The organism is Pseudoduganella sp. SL102 (assembly GCF_027856995.1).
GTDB classification, from domain to species: Bacteria; Pseudomonadota; Gammaproteobacteria; order Burkholderiales; family Burkholderiaceae_D; genus Rugamonas; species Rugamonas albidiflava.
Genome location: NZ_CP115554.1, coordinates 1,853,271 through 1,872,246, shown reverse-complemented (window position 1 = coordinate 1,872,246; position 18,976 = coordinate 1,853,271). Strand labels below are relative to the sequence as shown.

At 66.1% G+C, this 18,976-nt stretch carries 13 protein-coding genes; 9 read left to right on the top strand and 4 right to left on the bottom strand.

Features of this window, described 5'->3' with window-relative positions; all coding sequences use genetic code 11:
• The first annotated feature begins 94 nt into the window (after positions 1–94).
• From OU994_RS07870 to OU994_RS07845, 6 genes are all read left to right on the top strand, one after another.
• The gene (locus OU994_RS07870; RefSeq protein ID WP_281610295.1) at positions 95–1,321 is read left to right on the top strand and encodes a DUF4861 family protein; all 1,227 of its coding nucleotides are present in this window, start codon (positions 95–97) and stop codon (positions 1,319–1,321) included.
• A gap of 277 nt (positions 1,322–1,598) precedes the next feature.
• On the top strand, positions 1,599–2,897 hold the full coding sequence (locus OU994_RS07865) for a rhamnogalacturonan acetylesterase (protein WP_281610294.1): 1,299 nt from the start codon (positions 1,599–1,601) through the stop codon (positions 2,895–2,897).
• Positions 2,894–3,850: a glycoside hydrolase family 43 protein gene (locus OU994_RS07860; protein WP_281610293.1), complete on the top strand. Its 957-nt coding sequence runs from the start codon at positions 2,894–2,896 to the stop codon at positions 3,848–3,850. Before OU994_RS07865 ends, OU994_RS07860 begins: the two co-directional genes overlap by 4 nt.
• Before the next feature lie 345 nt (positions 3,851–4,195).
• Positions 4,196–6,610 (top strand): TonB-dependent receptor domain-containing protein, encoded by a 2,415-nt coding sequence (locus tag OU994_RS07855; RefSeq protein WP_281610292.1) that lies wholly within the window; start codon positions 4,196–4,198, stop codon positions 6,608–6,610.
• A 361-nt stretch (positions 6,611–6,971) separates the two neighbouring features.
• Entirely contained in the window at positions 6,972–8,399 is a 1,428-nt protein-coding gene (locus OU994_RS07850; RefSeq protein ID WP_281610291.1) for a glycoside hydrolase family 105 protein, read from the top strand.
• A 114-nt stretch (positions 8,400–8,513) separates the two neighbouring features.
• Complete coding sequence (locus OU994_RS07845) at positions 8,514–10,484, top strand: rhamnogalacturonan lyase (RefSeq protein WP_281610290.1); 1,971 nt, start codon at positions 8,514–8,516, stop codon at positions 10,482–10,484.
• A 146-nt stretch (positions 10,485–10,630) separates the two neighbouring features.
• Here the strand turns inward: OU994_RS07845 and OU994_RS07840 are convergent, their stop codons facing one another.
• Positions 10,631–12,331, bottom strand: a complete 1,701-nt coding sequence (locus tag OU994_RS07840; protein WP_281610289.1) for a GDSL-type esterase/lipase family protein — start codon at positions 12,329–12,331, stop codon at positions 10,631–10,633.
• A gap of 121 nt (positions 12,332–12,452) precedes the next feature.
• Between OU994_RS07840 and OU994_RS07835 the strand changes: the two genes are divergently transcribed.
• The 3 genes from OU994_RS07835 to OU994_RS07825 all read left to right on the top strand — a co-directional run bounded on the left by OU994_RS07835 (position 12,453) and on the right by OU994_RS07825 (position 15,669).
• Positions 12,453–13,796, top strand: a complete 1,344-nt coding sequence (locus OU994_RS07835) for a hypothetical protein (RefSeq protein ID WP_281610288.1) — start codon at positions 12,453–12,455, stop codon at positions 13,794–13,796.
• A 266-nt stretch (positions 13,797–14,062) separates the two neighbouring features.
• The gene (locus OU994_RS07830; protein WP_281610287.1) at positions 14,063–14,983 is read left to right on the top strand and encodes an alpha/beta hydrolase; all 921 of its coding nucleotides are present in this window, start codon (positions 14,063–14,065) and stop codon (positions 14,981–14,983) included.
• A 53-nt stretch (positions 14,984–15,036) separates the two neighbouring features.
• Positions 15,037–15,669: a transcriptional regulator gene (locus tag OU994_RS07825; protein WP_281610286.1), complete on the top strand. Its 633-nt coding sequence runs from the start codon at positions 15,037–15,039 to the stop codon at positions 15,667–15,669.
• 143 nt (positions 15,670–15,812) lie between these two features.
• Here OU994_RS07825 and OU994_RS07820 read toward each other — a convergent pair whose 3' ends face one another.
• The 3 genes from OU994_RS07820 to OU994_RS07810 are packed head-to-tail and all read right to left on the bottom strand — an operon-like array spanning position 15,813 to position 18,839.
• Complete coding sequence (locus OU994_RS07820) at positions 15,813–16,160, bottom strand: L-rhamnose mutarotase (protein WP_281610285.1); 348 nt, start codon at positions 16,158–16,160, stop codon at positions 15,813–15,815.
• A 10-nt stretch (positions 16,161–16,170) separates the two neighbouring features.
• A complete protein-coding gene (locus OU994_RS07815; RefSeq protein WP_281610284.1) occupies positions 16,171–17,385 on the bottom strand; it encodes a glycoside hydrolase family 105 protein in 1,215 nt (404 codons plus the stop codon).
• 8 nt (positions 17,386–17,393) lie between these two features.
• A complete protein-coding gene (locus OU994_RS07810; protein ID WP_281610283.1) occupies positions 17,394–18,839 on the bottom strand; it encodes a glycoside hydrolase family 28 protein in 1,446 nt (481 codons plus the stop codon).
• Positions 18,840–18,976: the final 137 nt, after the last annotated feature.

The window sequence follows — 18,976 nt, the reverse complement described above, 5'->3', positions numbered from 1 at the left end:
CCGGCGCATCGCCGTGTGGCACGACCTGCCCGGGCCGGGCTATCCTCGCGCTGCCAGTCCCGCAGTTCCACTCAACCTTCGCCTTGAGAGCACCATGAACAATCGATTCCTGCCTGCCGCCGCCGCATTCGCCGTCTCCGCCGTTTTCGCCATGCCCGCCGCCCACGCGGAAAAGCTGACGATCACCGTCACCCACGCGCTCGACCAGGCCCGCCCGGCCGAGACGATCACGGTGCCGTGGTCGGAAGTGAACCGCGTGCTGCCCGGCGCGCTGCTGCAGAAGATCGCCGTGCGCGACGCTTCCGGCAAGCTGCTGCCCTACCAGGTGACGAACGTGGCGCCGCAGGCCAAGGACCCGGAAAACCGCGGCATCGCCTACGGTGACCTGATCTTCCAGCACGACTTCAAGGCCGGCGAGAAGAGCGCCACGTTCACCGTGGAGAAAACGGAAACCGTGTCGCCGCCGTTCCCCACCAAGGTGTTCGCGCGCTACGTGCAGGAGCGCCTGGACGACTTCGCGTGGGAGAACGACAAGGTTGCGCACCGCACCTACGGCCCCGCGCTCGGCGCCCCGGCACCGGCCGGGGGCGGCAAGGAAGTGCTGGTCACCAGCGGCAACGACATCTGGTTCAAGCGCGTGCCCTACCCGATCGTGGACCGCTGGTACAACAAGGGCCACGACCACTACCACGTGGACCAGGGCGAAGGCATGGACATGTACAACGTGGGCCGCACGCTGGGCGCGGGCGGCACCGGCATCTGGGATGGCACAAAGATCGCCAAGGCGACCAACTACGCGAAGTGGAAGGTGCTGGCCAACGGACCGGTGCGCGCCATCTTCGAGCTGTCGTACGACGCGTTCGACGCGGCCGGCACGCAGGTATCGGAAGTGCGCCGCTTCACCGTGGATGCCGGCCACTGGTTCGATCGCATCGACAGCACCTTCACCTTCAACGGTGGCCAGCAGCTGAACGCGGTGGTCGGCCTGAACAAGACGCCGAGCGACAAGGGCCAGGACCCGCAGATCGCCACCGACCGCGTGCCGGCAGACGGCTCGCTGCGCCAGTGGGTCACGCAGAAGAGCAACGATGCGTTCGGCGTGGCGGTGGTGGTGCCGGCGGCGAAGGATGCGGGTTCCGACCAGGCCAACGATTTCGTGATCGCCCCGGTCACCTCCGGCAAGCCGCTGACGTACTACGTGGGCGCCGCCTGGAGCCGGGCCGGCGAGATCAGGACGAAGGACGAGTGGGCGAAGCAGGTGGCGCTGACCGCCGCGCGGGCGAAGTCGCCGGTGAAGGTGGTGGTGGCGGCGACGAAGTAGGGCTGATCGGCTTTCGACGCTTTCCCCGGAATTTGGAAAGCGCATGCATTCACCCCAACGGCAAAGGGCTGGGGTCAGACCCGCCGGGTCTGACCCCGGAATTTGCACCTGGGGTGGCCATATCGAGCGGCATTGGTATCAGACACCAGTGTGCTTCCATGGCCGTCTGCACCTTAGGCGTTCCCCACGCTCACCCCGCTGATTCTTTCCGGAGCCAGAGCAACGGCGAACGACGCACATCCTAAAATACCCCGCCGGCAACCACTCCCTCGTCCCCATGAAGATCAAACCGCTCGCCACCCTGCTGCTCGCCCTGGCTGCCCCCGCCTCCTTCGCCGCCATGCCCGCCGATGGCTGGCGCTTCGATTTCACTGCGAAGCCCGCGCCGGGCTACACCGCCGTGCAGGCCGGCGCCGCCTACGACCCAGTCCGCGGGTACGGCCATGAGCTGGACAACAGCGCGGCCAAGGGCGCCGGCGTCAACGCGGACAAGGGTGCCAATGGCGCTACCGCCACGTTCTTCTCCGCCGATGTCCCGGAAGGGAACGTGGCCGTCACCGTCACGCTCGGCCCGGGCACGCATACCATCAAGTCCGAAGTGCGCCGGCTGATGCTGGAGAACGTGGTCGTTCCCGCCGGGCAGACGGTCACGCGGACCTTCGTGGTCAACACCCGCACGCCGCAGATCGCCGCCGCGAACAGCATGAAGCCGGGCGTCGTCAACCTGAAGGCGCCGCGCGAAACGGTGCAGGAAGCGTGGAACTGGGACCGGCGGCTGACGCTGGAAATCCACGGCGGTGTCGACAAGGTGGACATCAAGCCGGTGCAGGTACCCACCATCTTCCTGCTGGGCGACTCCACTGTCAGCGACCAGCCAGGCGAACCGTATGCCAGTTGGGGCCAGATGCTGACGCGCTTCTTCAAGCCCGGCGTGGCCGTCGCCAACCATGCGCAATCGGGCGAGACGTTCCGCGATTCGCTGGCGCGCCGCCGCATCGACAAGATCGTGTCGCAGGTGCGCCCCGGCGATGTGGTGGTGCTGCAGTTCGGCCACAACGACCAGAAACAGATCAAGGCCGGCAGCGGCGGGCCGTTCACGACTTACAAGGCGGAGCTGCGCCAGCACGTGGAGATGGTGCGTGCCGCGGGCGGCTTGCCCGTCGTGGTGTCGTCGATGGAGCGCCGCCGTTTCGATGCCGACGGCAAGCCTGAGTCCACGCTGGCCGACTATGCCGCCGCCGCGCGCCAGTCCGCCGGGGAACTGGGCGTGCCGTACATCGACCTGAACGCCACCAGCAAGGTGCTCTACGGCGCACTCGGCGTGGAAGGTTCGAAGCCGGCCTTCGCCACCAAGGACGGGCAGATCGACAACACGCACCACAGCAACTACGGTGCCTACCTGCTGGCCAAGGCCGTCGCCAGCGGCCTGCGCGATGCGAAGCTGCCGGTGGCGTCGCAGATCGTGGATGGTTTCGCGTTCGATGCCGCGCGCCCCGACCCGTTCGAGAAATTCGCCGTGCCGGCCAGCCCCCGCTACACCAACGAACGCCCGCTGGGCGACGAGGCCAACCGATGATCCGCAAACTGCTCGCCACCGCCATAGCCGCCCCTGTATTCTCCTGCGCCCTGCCGGCCCTGGCCGCTGACGGCTACCTGTTCGCCTACTTCACGAAGAACGGCGAGGATGGCCTGCACTTCGCCGCCAGCACCGATGGCTACCAGTGGGACAAGGTCGCCAGCGGCAAGAGCTTCATCACGCCGAAGGTCGGCAAGTCGAAGCTGATGCGCGACCCGTGCATCGTGCGCGGGCCCGATGGCACGTACCACATGGTATGGACGTCGGGCTGGAACGAGAACAACATCGGCTACGCCTCGTCCAAGGACCTGATCACCTGGTCGGAGCAGAAGGAGGTACCGGTGATGGCGCACGAGCCGGGCGTGCTGAATTCGTGGGCGCCGGAAATCGTGTACGACGACAAGCGCGGCGAATTCCTGGTCTTCTGGGCCTCGACCGTGCCGGGCAAGTTCACCGAAACGGCCGGCTCCTCCGAGCAGAAGTACAACCACCGCATGTACTACACCACCACGAAGGATTTCACGAACTTCGCGCCCACGCGGCTGTTCTACGACCCGGGCTTTTCCGTCATCGACGCCACCTTCGTGCGCGCCAATGGCAAGGATTACCTGGTGGTGAAGGATGAAACCGTGAAGCCGCCGCGCAAGTACCTGCAGGTGGCCGAGGCGCCGGACCTGCGCGGGCCGTTCAAGCCGCTGTCCGGCCCGATCACGCCGGCCGGCCTGTGGGTCGAAGGCCCGACGGCGATCCAGGCCGGCCAGGAAGTCATCATGTACTTCGACGCGTACACGACGAAGCACTACGGCGCGCTGCGCTCGCGCGACATGAAGACGTGGGAAAACGTGACCGGGCGGATGCACTTCCCTGACGAAGGCACGCCGGTGCGCATGCGGCATGGCACCGTGATCCAGGTGCCGGAAGCCACGCTGGCGAAGCTGCGCGCGGCCAATTGAGCGCCGCCTGATCCTAGTGCCGCTTGGATAAGCGTTACCAACGCGTTGAAAACGCATGCATTCACCCCAACAGCGAAGGGCTGGGGTCAGACCCGCCGGGGTGATGCAGGGGTTTCGCGAAGCATGCTTCGCGCCTGCGGAACGGTGCTGGCCTGCATGCCAGCACTCCTTTCTGACCCCGGAATTTGCAACTGGGGTGGGCTTAAACGGCACTACCGCCTGATCCGGCTTTACCTGGATTTACGCCGGTTCACACTATGTTACTTAACGACTTGCGGTGGAAATAATGGCAACGGGTGCGGCGGGTACAATCCGGCCCACAATATCAACAACCGTCGTCACGCAATGAATCCATCGAAACGTCCCGCACTGCGCCCCCTCCCCGCCCTGCTGCTCGGTGCCCTCGTCGGGCAGCTCGGCCTGGCCCAGGCGCAGCAGGCACCGGCCGCAGCCCCCGCCGCCGCGCCTGCCGTGACAAAGCCCGCTGCCGCACCCGCCACGCCTGCCGCCACGCCAACCATCGGCGGCAAGCCGGACGACGCCGCGAAGAAGCCGGAGGACAGCACGCAGCAGCCGGGCACTACCCAGATGCAGACCGTGACCGTGGTGGCCGAACGTCCCGCCGAGCAGATCGACCGCTCGACCTATGACGTGAAGGCCGAAGTCGTGACGCCGAACGCATCGGCGGCGGACGTGATCGCCAACGTGCCGAACGTCACTGTCGACCAGGATGGCAAGGTCGCCATCCGCGGCAACCAGAATGCGCAGATCTTCGTCAACGGCAAGCGCTCGGCCATGTTCTCCGGCCAGACCGCCGGCGATGCGCTGAACAGCTATCCGGCAGAATCGCTGGAGTCCATCGAAGTGATCACCACGCCGGGCGCGGAATTCGGCTCCGAGGGCGGCAGCGGGCCGATCCTGAACCTCGTCACGCGGCGCGTGCGGCCGCAGGGCTCGCAGGGCCAGGTTTCCGTGAACGCGGGGCCGAACGGCCGCTATGGCAGCTTCACTTCCGGCAGCTACAACAACGGCCGCCTCCAGGTAGAAGGACAGGCCGGCGTGATGCGCAACGTGAACGAGCGCACCGGCTGGTCCGAGACGGAAACGGACGTGGGCAACGCGGTCTGGACGACGCGCCGCGAGAACGACAGCCGCGCGCCGTCGACTATAGTGACCTTCAATCCCTCGGTCGGCTACAACATCGGCGAAACGGACCGGGTCAGCGCCGCGATGAAGTTCAACCACGTGGACAACGAGACGGTGTCGAACGAGTACTACCGCACCTATCACGGCGGGACCACGCCCTATGAAGAGTACCGGCGCGCCGTCGACCGCGACAACGAGCGCACGGTCTACGAGCTGGCGCTGGGCTACGAGCGAAAGTACAGCGCCACCGAGAAGCTGAACGCCGAGCTGCGCACCTCGGGCAACCTGTCCGATGCCGACAGCCGCAATCGCAACACCTATGTGATCGCGCCGCCGTCCGGCGCGCGCCCGGAAAGCACCAACGGCAACGACACGCGCAATCGCCTGACGGAGTTCAGCGTCGACTACCAGAAGCGCATCACGCCCATGTTCAACCTGAAGACCGGCGTGAAACTGGGCCGCTCCACGGGCCAGTCCGACGCCGACTACTTCAACATCGATCCGCTGACCGGCGAGGAAGTGATCGACGAGAACCGCGCCAGCGCCTTCCGCTATACCGAGCGTACCTATGCGGTCTACGTGTCGCCGAACTTCCGGATCGACGAGAACTGGGCCGTGCTGCCAGGCCTGCGCTACGAGCGCGTGGACCGCCACATCGACTACATCAACCAGAACAACTCGGCCAGCGATGCGACGAAGGAGCTGCTGCCCAGCCTGCACGTGCAGTACGGCTGGGGCGAACGGGGCGCCTCGCTGACGGGCGGCTATGCGCGGCGCATCAGCCGGCCAACGCTGAACGACATCAATCCGAACCTGCAATACGTGGATGACCAGAACTATACGCAGGGCGACCCGCGCCTGGCTCCCACGAAGAACGACAAGTACGAGCTGAAATACACCGACACCTGGCTGACGTGGCTGAACACCAACCTGTCGGTGTACCGCGAGAAGGACAGCCCGCTGCTGGGCCGCTTCCTCACGCCGGTGCCGGGCAGCACGGCCGTGATCAGCGAATCGGTAAACTTCGGCGCGCGCACCAATGACGGCGTCAGCCTGAACCTGCAGGGCCGCCCGTCGCGCGAAGTGAACCTGGGCGCCACGCTGGGCTTCCGGCGCATCGCCCAGTCCTACCTGGCCACGCTGACCAACGACGACGGCGCGCGCTACTCGGTGGAAGCGGAGCGCACGCAGAACACCCCGACCTTGCAATTGCGGGCCCAGTATTCCGGCATCCCGGACCACCAGTTCCAGGTGAACGGCAACTACACGGGCCGCGCGCTGAACGGCCTGTTCGAGACGGAACCGAACTGGCAGGTGCACCTGTCGTGGAGCTGGAACCTGTCGCGCGAGTGGTCGCTGCGCACCAGCCTGCGCGACGTCTTCGACAGCAACGTGAACCAGTTCACGCAGGTGTCCGACACCGTGCGCCAGGTCAGCTACAGCGAACAGCAGGGCCGCATGCTGACCGTGGCCCTCAGCTACCGGTTCGGCGGCGTGTCCGGCGACCTGGGTTTGCGCAACAACCCCGGCATGTTCCGCGGCCCGCAGGGCGACGGCCCGCGCGGCCCCGGCCCGGGCGGCTTCGCTCCTGGCGGCTTCGGCCCGGGCATGTAGGCACCACGCTATTCGCGGGGTCGCGAATCACCGATGCGCAGCCGGGGTCTGGTCCTGATGCCGCTCGGATAAGCCTACCCCGAACGCACATTCCGGGGTCAGACCCCCATCGCCGCTACCGACAGTGCTTGCCGTTGGCGGTAACGGGGGTCTGACCCCAGCCCTTCGCTGTTGGGGCGGATGCATGCGCCGCCAGGAAACCAACCCCAGGCCCCTGAACGCACCACCAGCCCCTCTCCAATCAACAATGCGAGCAATAGCGCCCCGCGGCGCTCACCGCATTGCACCGTCCCTTCATATCGGCTACTGTCACCATGGATCGCAAGCGCGGCCACCATTAACCTCGGAGACATTTGTTCAAGTGAAGAAGACCCCGTTCAAGATGAAGGCTGGCCGGCTGTTGATCGGCACGCTGCTCGCCTGCACTTCCCTGCAACCGATGGCGCAGGAAGCCCCGCCGCCGCAGGAAAAAGGCCCGGCCGCCGCGGATGCGATGCTGCACGCGCTCGTCGTGAAATACCCGAACCCGTACCGCGCGATGGAAACGGCCGAAGTGAAGGCCGTGATGGACCGCGTGTTCGCATACCTCGATGCCACCACGCCGGCCGAGTTGATCAACAAGACTTCGCGCGCGCCCATCGCGAAGCTGGACAAGGCCGATCCGGATGCCGTGCTGAAGCCCGGCGACTTCCGCCTGACCAGCTATGAATGGGGTGTCACGTACGCCGGCATGCTGGCCGCCGGCGCGGCCACCGGCGACAAGCGCTATACCGAATACACCACGAAGCGCCACCAGCTGCTGGCCGACCTCACGCGCCTCTACCTGCCCGGCGTGAAGGCCGATCCGGCGAATGCGCAGGCGCCGATCAAGAGCTTCCTGAATCCGCACGCGCTGGACGATGCCGGCGCACTGTGCATGAGCTTCCTGAAGGCGAAGCAGATGGGTTCCACGGTGAACTACGGCCAGATGGTCGACGTCTGCGGCAAGTTCGTCACCGAGAAGGAATACCGGCTGCCGGACGGCACGCTGGCGCGCGGCGGACCGGATGGCAAGGGCGGCAACAAGCAGCGCCCGCTGACCAACACGCTGTGGCTGGACGACATGTTCATGGGCGTGCCGACGATCGCGCTGCTGGGCAAGGATACCGGCAACACGAAATACTACGACGACGCCGTGAAGCAGGTGCTGCAGTTCTCGAAGCGGATGTTCAATCCGCAGCTGGGCATCTACATGCACGGCTATGTGGAAGGCATGCGCGACCATCCGGAACTGCACTGGGCGCGCGCCAACGGCTGGGCCATCATGGCCATGGTCGAAGTACTGGAAGTGCTGCCGAAGAACCACAAGGGCTACAAGGCGGTGGAAGCGCAACTGCGCGCGCACGCCAGGGGCCTGGCCAAGTTCCAGCACAAGGACGGCCTGTGGCACCAGCTGATCGACCGTAACGACTCGTACCTGGAAACGTCGGCCACGGCGATCTACGCGTATGCGATCGCGCGCGGCGTGAACCGGGGCTACCTGGACAAGGAAATGTACGGCCCGATGGCCAACCTGGCCTGGAATGCGGTGGCCTCGAAGGTCAACGCCAAGGGCGAGATCGAAGGCATCTGCGTGGGCACCGGCATGGCGTTCGACCCGGCGTTCTACTACTACCGCCCGACCAGCACGCGCGCCGCGCATGGCTACGGCCCGCTGCTGCTGGCCGGCGCCGAGATCATCGACATGAACAGGAAGTTCAAGTTCGGCCTGAACGACAGCGGCTTCATGTACCAGGGCCAGCAGCCCTGAGCCGTGCACCTTGAACCTTGAGCCTTGAGCGTCAGGCATTCGGCGCTCGACGACCATGCGGCTGCGCTCCCTCCCGGGGACCGCGGCCGCTTTCATCTCGCAGGAGACAGATCAGTGAAGACAACGATGACACGCTGCGCGGCCGCCGTCGCGCTGGCGGCGATGGCCGCCGGCTGCGCCACGGAAAACCTGGCCGCCCGGCCTGAAGCGGCAACGATCGCCACCGCGGTGGTGCCGGCGAAAACTGCCATGCAGCTGGAAAAACTCGACCGCGGCGCCGTGGCTGTGCGCGGCAAGGCCGGCACGCTGGTGAGCTGGCGCGCCCTGGCGAGCGATGCGCCGGGCCTGGCCTTCAACGTCTACCGCGATGGCACGAAGCTGAACGCGGAACCCATCGCCACGTCCACCAACTTCAACGACAAGGCTGCTGGCGCGGGCGGCTATGAAGTGCGCGAAGTACGCAACGGCGCGGAGGGCGCGGCGAGCAAGGCGCTTGCCATCGATGGCTACCTGACCGTGCCGCTGCAGCGCCCGGCCGGCGGTACCACCGCGGACGACAAGGCTTACACCTACAACGCCAACGATGCGTCGGTGGCCGACCTCGATGGCGATGGCCGCTACGAGATCGTGCTGAAATGGGACCCGAGCGAATCGAAGGACAACTGCTGCGCGGGCTTCACCGGCAACGTTCTGCTGGACGCCTACCGGCTCGACGGCACGCTGCTGTGGCGCGTGAACCTGGGCCCGAACATCCGCGCCGGCGCACACTACACGCAATTCCAGGTGGCCGACTACGATGGCGATGGCAAGGCCGAAATGGTCGTCAAGACGGCCGACGGCACGCTCGACGGCGCCGGCAAGGTGATCGGCGACGCGCGCGCCAACTGGGTGAGCGGCAGCGGCGAAATCGAGCAGACCGACCGCACCGGCGCGCGCCGCACCGACGACGGCAAGCTGATGGCCGGCTTCATGGGCCGCATCCTGAAGGGCCCTGAATACCTGTCCGTGTTCGAGGGTGCCACCGGGCGCGTGCTGGACACCATCCCGTATCCATCGAAACGGGGCGAGGACGGCGACAACCCGCCCGGCGACGAGCTGAAAGCGCGCTGGGGCGATGCCTACGCCAATCGCTCCGACCGCTACCTGGCCGGCACCGCCTGGCTGGACGGCAAGCGCCCGAGCGCCATCTTCGCGCGCGGCTACTATGCGCGCACCACGATCGCCGCCGTCGATTTCGCGGGCGGCAAGCTGAAACAGCGCTGGTACTTCGATTCCGAGGCGGCCGGCGTGCCGAAGGGGTATTCGGGCCAGGGCAACCACCAGCTCAGCGTGGCCGACCTGGATGGCGACGGCCGGCATGAAATCCTGTACGGCGCGATGGCGCTGGACGACGACGGCAAGCCGTTGTGGACCACCGGCATGGGCCACGGCGACGCGATGCATGTCGGCGACCTGGATCCGACCCGGCCCGGCCTGGAAAAATGGGGCGTGCACGAGAACATGGCGATGGCGCGGGGCCGCGGCGCGGCGATGGTCGATGCGCGCAGCGGCGAAGTGCTGTGGTCCACCCCGGCCACCAAGGACACGGGCCGCGGCGCGGCCGGCGACATCGATCCCCGCTTCCCGGGCGCCGAGGCGTGGTCGTTCGCCTCGCCGAACCTGTTCGATGCAAAAGGCAACGTGATCGCGCCGGCGCGCCCGCAGCAAGCGAACTTCATGGTGTGGTGGGACGGCGACCTGCAGCGCGAACTGCTGGACGGTACCAGGGTGTTCAAGTGGAACTGGCAAAGCAGCCAGTCCGACCTGCTGCTCGATGCGGAAGGCGCCGCGTCGAACAACGGCACCAAGGCCAACCCCGCGCTGTCGGCGGACCTGTTCGGCGACTGGCGCGAGGAAGTCATCTGGCGCGCCGCCGACAACAACAGCCTGCGCATCTACTCGACGGACATCCCCACCACGCACAAACTGACCACGCTGATGCACGACCCGCAATACCGCGCCGCCATCGCCTGGCAGAACACCGCCTACAACCAGCCGCCCTGGCCGTCGTACTACATCGGCGAGGGGATGCCGAAAGCAAAATAGCACCCCAAAAGCAAACTGCCGGGGTCAGACCCGCCGGGTCTGACCCCTGGTCTTGCATCTGGGTTGAAGCATGCGCTACTGACACGCACAAAGACAGTGACAAGGCTCCGATATCCTAGGAATGTTTCAAAAACAAATGGAGCCTGTCACCGGTTTTCTGCAGTACCGGCTGCTCGCCCCTGTGCCGACAGCCATTGATCCACCAACGCGCCCGGCAGGCCCTTCAACGCGGCGACCACGCGCTGGGCATTGAACGCGGCGCCGGCATCGTTGGTATGCGTGCGCGCGTCGGAAAAATACGTGTCGACGACGCTGGCACCGGCGCGCCGGTAGCCGTCCGTGATCGCCATCGTCAGGTCGGCGAACCGGGCGCCGTGGCGCTGCGCGACTTCGCGGCCCCACTGGGCGAAGTCCTCGAAGTCGCGGCGGTCCTGCCAGGCGTCGCGGTGCGGGACCGGCGACAGCAGCACCACCGTCGCGCCCTTCGCTTTCGCATCCTGCACGTAGCGCGCCATGTACCAGCCGAAGGTGTGCACCTGTTCCACCGTGCCGTCGGGCTTTTTGTCTTCCACGGTTTCCGGGCCAGTGCCGGGGCCGGAGGCGCGGCCTTTCATGGCCGGGTCGCCGATCCTGCCGCCATCGTTGTGGCCGAACTGGATCAGCACCACGTCGCCGGCCTTCAGCTGCTCCAGCACCCTGTTCCAGCGCCCTTCGGTAAAGAAGGTACGGCTGCTGCGACCGCCGATGGCATGGTTGACGACGTTCACCTTGCCGGTGTCGAAGTATGGCGCGATGCGCTCGCCCCATCCCACATGACCGCCTGCACCGCCGCTCTTCACGGTGGAATCGCCGACCAGGTGCAGCGTGGGCAGAGCGGTGTTCGCGGCCTGCTCGGCCTTCACGGACTTTGCATCGACAACCGGGCGCTCATCCTCGCTGGCGGGGTTGGTGGGGTTGGCGAGAATGGCCTTGCCCCGTTCATTCAATGCGCCGACCAGCGGCTGCAGGCCCTGCGCCTTGATGCCACCGACGACGATCCGCGCGTTCAGGTCGGCGCCGGCCCAGTTGGTGTGCACCGTTTCATCCGGCGTCACCTGGGGGAACAGCTTCATCACTTCATCGCGGCCGATCTCGTCGTAGCGGCGCGCCGCCAGTTCGTTCAGGTCGATGAAGCCGGCGTTCTCGCGGCGCGCCACGTCCTTCGCCCAGCCCGCGTAATCGCCGGCATTGCGGAGCACCTTGCCATGGTCGTCCCAGCGCTTGCGGGGAATCAGCGACACGACGACCGGCGTCGCGCCCTTCGCGCGAATCTGGGCGATGTAGTCACCCAGGTACCAGCCGTAGCTGCGCACCGTCTCGCGCCGTTTCGTCAGCAGGTTGTCGATTTCCTCGCTCTCGTTGCCCGTGCCGCGGATCGTGCCGCGCGCGCGGCTGGTGTCGTTGATGGCGCTGGCGTCGTTGTGCCCGAACTGCATCAGCACCACGTCGCCCCGCTTGACCAGTGCGAGCGTGCGCTGCCAGTGGCCGCTGGTCACGTAGGTGCGGCTCGACAGGCCGCCGACGGCGCGGTTGACGACGTTGATCTTCGATGTGTCGAAGTAGTTCGCGATCGGGTTGCCCCAGCCCCATTGGCCGGCCGGGCCCTTGCTCTGCCCGTCGTCGTGGCCGTTGCGCACCGTGGAATCGCCGATCAGGATCAGTGACGGCAGCGCTGGATTGGCCGGTTCCGGCAGCACCACTTGCGCCTTGGCCGGATCGGTATTCGCGGCTGGCGGCAGGGGCGCCTGGGCATGAACGACTGACTGGAAGAGCAGGAAAAGGAAGAGGGATTGGAGGTAGCGTTTCATGGACTCATTCTACGGCAGCGGTTTTCGCGGCAGCCCGGCAGGCTTTCAAACGATCAGGAAGATGAGTAAAGCCCCGCGGCGAACAAGCGCACAATCGGCCCTTTCGATCCGGGGCACACACATGAACACCTCCTCCCTGCTGCGCGCCGCCGTGTGCGTGGCGCTCTGCTTCAGCACCGCCGCCCATGCCGGTATCGGCCAGCGCTTTCCGTCCGAACGCAAGGTCGTCAAGGACCCGGTCACGGGCACCACGCTGACCTTCCTCACCAGCACCCCGCAGGGAGATTCGAAGATCTACCCGACCCACCCGCAATGGACCTCGGACGGCAAGTGGCTGGTGTTCCGCTCGAATCGTGTCAAGGGCGAGGCGATGGCCGTCAACGAAACCACCGGTGACCTGGTGCAGGTAACGGAAGGCGGCTATACGGGCATGCTGAACCTGGCGCAGAAGTCGATGAAGCTGTTCTTCATGCGGCAGGGCTCCGACAAAGGCGTGCTGCAGATCGTGGAGGTGGACCTGGCGGCCGTGTTCCGCGACAGCGCCGCCGGCAAGATGAAGCCGGCCGCCGAGTACCAGCGCATCGCCGGCACCACTCCGGCCGAGCTGGAAGCGGGCGGCGACATGGCGCTGGACGCCGGCGAGGAATGGGTGTACTTCCGCGTGGGCCGCAACGCGGCGGCGAAGCACCTGCCGGCGGGCGCGAAGATCGAGGCGAACTTCGGCCCGCGCAATATGGGCGCAGGGCCGAACGGCATCGCGCGGATGAATGTGAAGACGGGCGAGATCCGCCACGTGGTATCGGTCGGCTTCCAGATCGGGCATATCCAGGCCAACCTGTGGAATCCGGGCGAGATCGTGTTTTGCTGGGAGACCGGGGGCAAGTCGCCGCAGCGCACGTGGACCGTCCGTTCGGACGGCACCGGCCTGCGCCCGCTGTACCCGGAAGCACCGTACGAATGGGTGACGCACGAGGCGGTGATCAGCAAGGATGAAGTGGCGATGGCGCTGATGGGCCACCGGCCGGTAAAGGATGGCGGCGGCGGTGTCGCGGCACCGGCGACGGGCGTCTACGGCGCCAATCCCGGGCAGGATGCCGCCTGGGGCGATGCCGGCACGCGCGAAAAGCCGACCGGCCTGGCCATCGTCAACCTGCGCACGCGCGAGATGACGATCGCCGGCCAGACGCCGTCCGGCAGCGGCTTGTGGCACGTGCACGGCTCGCCCGACGGCCGCTTCGCCGTCGGCGACGACTTCTCCCGCTCGCTGTGGCTGATCGACCGCAAGACGCGCGAGATGAAGCTGCTCACCACCGGCCACAAGGACACCGCGGCCGACCATCCCCACCCCACCTTCAATGCCGACGGCACGAAGATCCAGATCCAGTCGGCCATGCTGTCGGCCGACGGCAAGGCGATGAATATCGTGGTGGTGCCGGTGCCTGAGGATTGGCTGAAGCGGAAGTGAACCTTACTGCCGAGCCCGTGTCAGCGTGCCTGACCCCATGACGCGGGCTCGGCATTATTGTCCCGTTCAGCTCGTGTCAGCGTGCCTGACCCCATGACACGAGCGCGCACTATTCTCCCGTTGAGCCCGTGTCAGCGTGCCTGGCTCCATGACACGAGCGCGGCTGTGCTGCAGCTTCTGGCGGGTGGTTCGGCCGCGCCAGCCGGGACACACAAAGCCAGCAGTCCCGTGCACAATACCTTCTTGATCATTACACTTCCCCCGTCATGAAAAAATTCGTCGTTCCGATCCTGCTTGCCATGTCCATGTCGTCCGCATACTCAGCCTCCACCGTCTTCCCCCTGTGGCCCGAAGGGGTGCCCGGCATGAAGGATATCGGCCCCGAGCAGAACGGCAAGGGCTATATCCAGAACACGTCGAACCCCACCCTCACGCTGGTCGGCCCCGCCGTCGACCGGCCGAACGGCACGGCCATCATCGTGGCGCCGGGCGGCGGCTACGTGCGCCAGGCAGTCGACCGCGAAGGGACCCAGTATGCCAACTGGCTCAGTACCCTGGGCGTGACGACATTCGTGCTGAACTACCGGATGCAGGAATTCGGCCACCCCGCCCCGCTGCAGGACGTGCTGCGCGCGGTGCGCCTGCTCCGTTCGCGCGCGGCGGAATTCGGCATCGACCCGAACCGCATCGGCGTGATGGGCAGTTCGGCCGGCGGCCACCTCGCCGCCAGCGCCGGCACGCTGTTCGACAACCCGGCCGGCCGCACCGGCGCGGAGCTGGACAAGGTGAGCGCCCGCCCCGATTTCCTCGTGCTGATGTATCCGGTGATCGCAATGGAAGGAGCGCCGGCCGCGCACATCGGTTCGCGCAAGGCACTGCTGGGCGCCAATCCATCGCCCGAGCTGTTGCAGCTGCTGTCCGTCGACCGCCAGGTCACGGCGCAAACGCCCCCTACCCTGCTGATCCACACCCAGGCCGATGCCACGGTGCCGGTCGAGAACAGCATCCTGTTCTACCAGGCGCTCACGAAGCACAAGGTGCCGGCCGAGATGTACCTGTTCGAAAAGGGTTCGCACGGCATGGGCATGCGCGACGGCCTGGGCAACGCCTCGCAATGGCCGCGCCGCGCCGAGGAATGGCTGCGCGCCCGCGGGTTGCTGACACCGGCCGCGCCGGCGGCCAAGTAAGCGGCCGAAGTATGCCGCCGGTGAGCCGGCGGCCAGCGGATACAATGTCAGGCATGTCCAAGTCTCCCAGTGAATCCGACGCCGCCGCGCTGGTCGCCCAGCTCGACCAGATCGCCGCAGGCCTGGCGCAAACCTTCGCGCCCTTCTGCGAAGTGGTCGTGCACGACCTGCGCGACCCGGACCACGCGATCCTCGCCATCCACAACAACCTGTCCGGCCGGGCGCCCGGCGATCCGGCGACCGAGCTGGGGCTGGCGCGCATCGCGGACAGCGCCTATCCGCAGGTGGTGGCCAACTACGCCAACCGGTTCGCCGATGGCCGCCCGGCCAAGAGCACGTCGATCGGCATCCGGGATGCGCAGGGCAACTACGTCGCCGCGCTGTGCCTGAACGTGGACATGTCGCTGTTCCGCTCCATGCAGAACGCGCTGCAGCAGTTCGCCGCCACCGGTGCGGCGCCATTCCAGGAAACGCTGGACCCGGCCAATGCCGAGGCGATCCGCCGCCGCATCGACCAGTACGCGGCCGGCCTGGCCGCCTCGCCGCAACTGCTGAAGGCCGAGGACCGGCGTGCGCTGATGCGCGAGCTGAAGGCTGCCGGCTTCCTCGAGGTGCGGCGGGCGATGGAGATCGCGGCTGCGCACCTGGGGATTTCGCGGGCGACAGCCTATAACGACGTGAAGTAGGCGGCGCGAACGGCATTCATCTCGCCTGCAAGCCGACGGAGCATGCGTTTACCCCAACAGCGAAGGGCTGGGGTCAGACCCGCCGGGTCTGACCCCTGGTTTGCATCTGGGGTGAAAGCGTCCGGCAGCAATCGGCAGGCGTATCAGACCGAGCGTCCCGCAAAGTGGAACATCTGCGGTAGCGCCCATTCCTTCGGACGCGTATTCGGCTGACCTTCGGGGTCCACCTCCATCAACTCCGCCATGTAGTCCCACCACCGCTTCATCACCGGCTGCAGCGGCAGCTCCGCGATCGGCGCGCCGTCGCGAACCTTCAGCACGGCGAACAGCGACAGCGTGTCCTCGTCGAGGAAGATGGAGTAATCGAAGACGCCGGCGCCATCGAGCGCCGCGGCCAGGTCGGGCCACAGCTCGTCATGCCGGCGCTTGTATTCCTCCACCACGCCGGGTTTCAGCTGCATCTTGAAGGCTTTGGTTGTATATCCCGTCATTTGAATCCCGTCATTTGGTCGCCATCTTCTTCAATTCGGCGGCAGCCTGCATGAAGCCGCCCACGCCGTAGTTGTAGCTCGACGACGGCCGGTAGTGGGCTGGCTCGGCGCCCGTCTGCTGGATGCCTCCCAGGCGGCCGTCCGCGTAGATGTGCTTCGTCACCAGCGCCGTCCACGCTTTCTCGATCACGGGGCGGTAGGTCTTCTCGTCCAGGTAGCCGTTGTTCACGCCATAGGCCATGCCGTGGATGAACATCGCCGCGCCGGACGTTTCCGCCAGCGGCCACGCCTGCGGGTCGAGCAGGCCGGCATGCCATTCGCCGTTCTCGTCCTGGATGGAGGCCAGCTTGGCCGACATCTCCTGCAACTGCTGCACATAGAACTGCCGGTTCGGATCGTCCTTCGGAGTCAGTTCCAGCACCTTGGCCAGGCCGGCCATCACCCAGCCTTCGCCGCGCGACCAGAAGATCTTCTTGCCGTTCGGCTCGCGCTTGTTCGGGTCCTCGTAAGCCGTGTCGCGGGCGAACAGGTGTTCTTCCTTGTCATACAGCAGGTCGTAGGTTTTCTTCCACTGTTCATGCACGTAGTCGGCGTAGCGCTGCTCGCCGGTGGCCTGGGCCATCTTCAGCCACACGGGCGGCGCCATGAACAGCGCGTCGCACCACCACCACGGCAGGCGCGGATCGTTCGGGCGCAGCGTGTCCAGGTCGATCAGCACGTCCAGGTACTTCTTCAGCGTGGCGATCTTCTCCGGGCTGGGCTCCTGCAGGTACAGCTCCAGGTACATCTGGCCGATGCTGATGTCGTCCGCGTTCGGGTACTGGCCGGCGCGCAGCGACCAGTCGAAGCCCTTGGCCAGCTTCAGCATCGCATCGCGGTACTTCGGATCGCCGGTCGCCTTCGACGCATCCATGAAGCCGGCATAGGTGACGCTGGCGGTCCAGATCTGGTCGGTGTATTCCATGGTGCGGCGCAGCTGCCAGTCGGCCACCTTGCGCAGCACCTTGTCGATATCCTTCTTGGTGATGGCCGGCGACAGGTCCCTGGCCAGCGGCCCGGCATCCTCCGGCGCATCGCCGAACTTGCGGCGGATATCCTTGTCGATGATCGCCTGCATCGCGGCGGTCGGCTGCGGATAGTCGACCTTCGGCGACTGGGCATACAGGGCGCCGCTCGCGCACAGGGTCAGAACGGCAACGGCCAGCGATGTGAATCGTTGTTTCATGGGTTGTTTCATGACTTGTCCTGTTCTTCAAAGCTCTTCTTGGAGGGGTCTTCCTTGACCGGGCGGGGCTGCACGACGAAGCTGCCCGCGGCGAGGCCGCGCACGGCCTGGCCGTCTTCCAGCTCGACTGGCTTGCCCAGCGCCAGCTTCGCGTTCTCGAAAGTCCAGTCGGCGATATCGTAGATGTGGCCACCCTGCTCGGCCTGGATATCCAGGTTCTTCAGCGTGAAGCGCGTGGCCGGCTTTTCCTTGTAGCTGTCCACTTCGAAGGCGGTCTTCGCGCCGGTGGCCTTGATGTTCCAGATCTGCACGTCGCGCAACTGGGCCATGCCCTGCTCCTTCGGCACCTGGGTGGCCAGTACCTTCCAGTACGGCGGCACGTTCTTCACGTCGTCCGGGATCTTCGCGTAGCTGTAGCTGGGGTTCCAGTTCATCGTCACGCGCAGCACCACGGGCGTGCCCTTCATCGTGAAGTCATGCAGGCGGATGTTCTCGCCGAAGCCGCCGCGCGTGTGGGCCGACTTGAACAGGATGCCCACCGGTACCTTGTCGAGCACCGTGATGTTATAGGCCTCGACGTTGCGGAAGCCGCCCGAGGTCTCGCTGCCGAACGTGAAACCGGCCGCGCCGGAGCGGACGATCGAGTCGCGCACCACCACGTCTTCCGTGCGGCGCGCCACGCGCAGGCCATCCGAATCGCGGCCGGCCTTCATGCACAGGGCGTCGTCGTTGACGTCGATATCGGCGTTCTGCACCAGGATCTTCTTCGAGGAATCGATGTCGATGCCGTCGGTGGACGGGCCCAGGCCATCCTGGTTGTTGCGGATGATGACGCCGTCGACGGTCACACCTTCCGAGTAGCAGATGTGCACGGTCCAGAAGCCGGCGCGCTTGAGCAGCAGGCCGCCGCCCAGCTTCACTTCCTTCGAGTCGAACACCTGGATCAGGCGCGGGCGCTGCGCATCGTAGTCGGAAGCCCAGCGCAGGCCGCGCGGCTCGTACTGCTTGCGCAAGGTCCAGTAGCTGTCCCAGAACACCTTCCCGTCGCCGTCGATCGTGCCTTCGCCTTCGATCTTTGCGTTGTTCTGCTGGTAGACGTTGACCAGCGCGGCCGGCCATTTCATCTCGATGCCGGCGATGCGGGTGGGCAGCACCGGGTAATCGTTGATGTTTTGCGATCCCAGCAGCGTGACGCCCTTGCCGACCTTCAGCGTGACGTTGCTCTTCACGAAGATCGAGCCGGTGAGGTAGGTACCGGCGGGGAATGTGACGGTGCCGCCCTGCTTCGCCGCGGCATCGATGGCGGCCTGGATGGCCTTCGTGTTCATGGTCTTGCCGTCGGGTTTCGCGCCATATTTTTCAACGCTGAAGTCCGCTGCGTGGGTTGCATTGGACATCATGCTGAACGCGGCCGACAGCATGAGTGCTGCGAGCGCGCGTAGCCAGTGGGTCATGGGGTCTCCTCCTGTGTTTTTATAGCAAGGAGGCGGATTGCATGCCAGACCCAAGTGCAAAATCCGGGGTCAGACCCGGCGGGTCTGACCCCAGCCTTTCGCTTCTGGGGTGAACGCATGCGCTGTCGGCGCGCAGG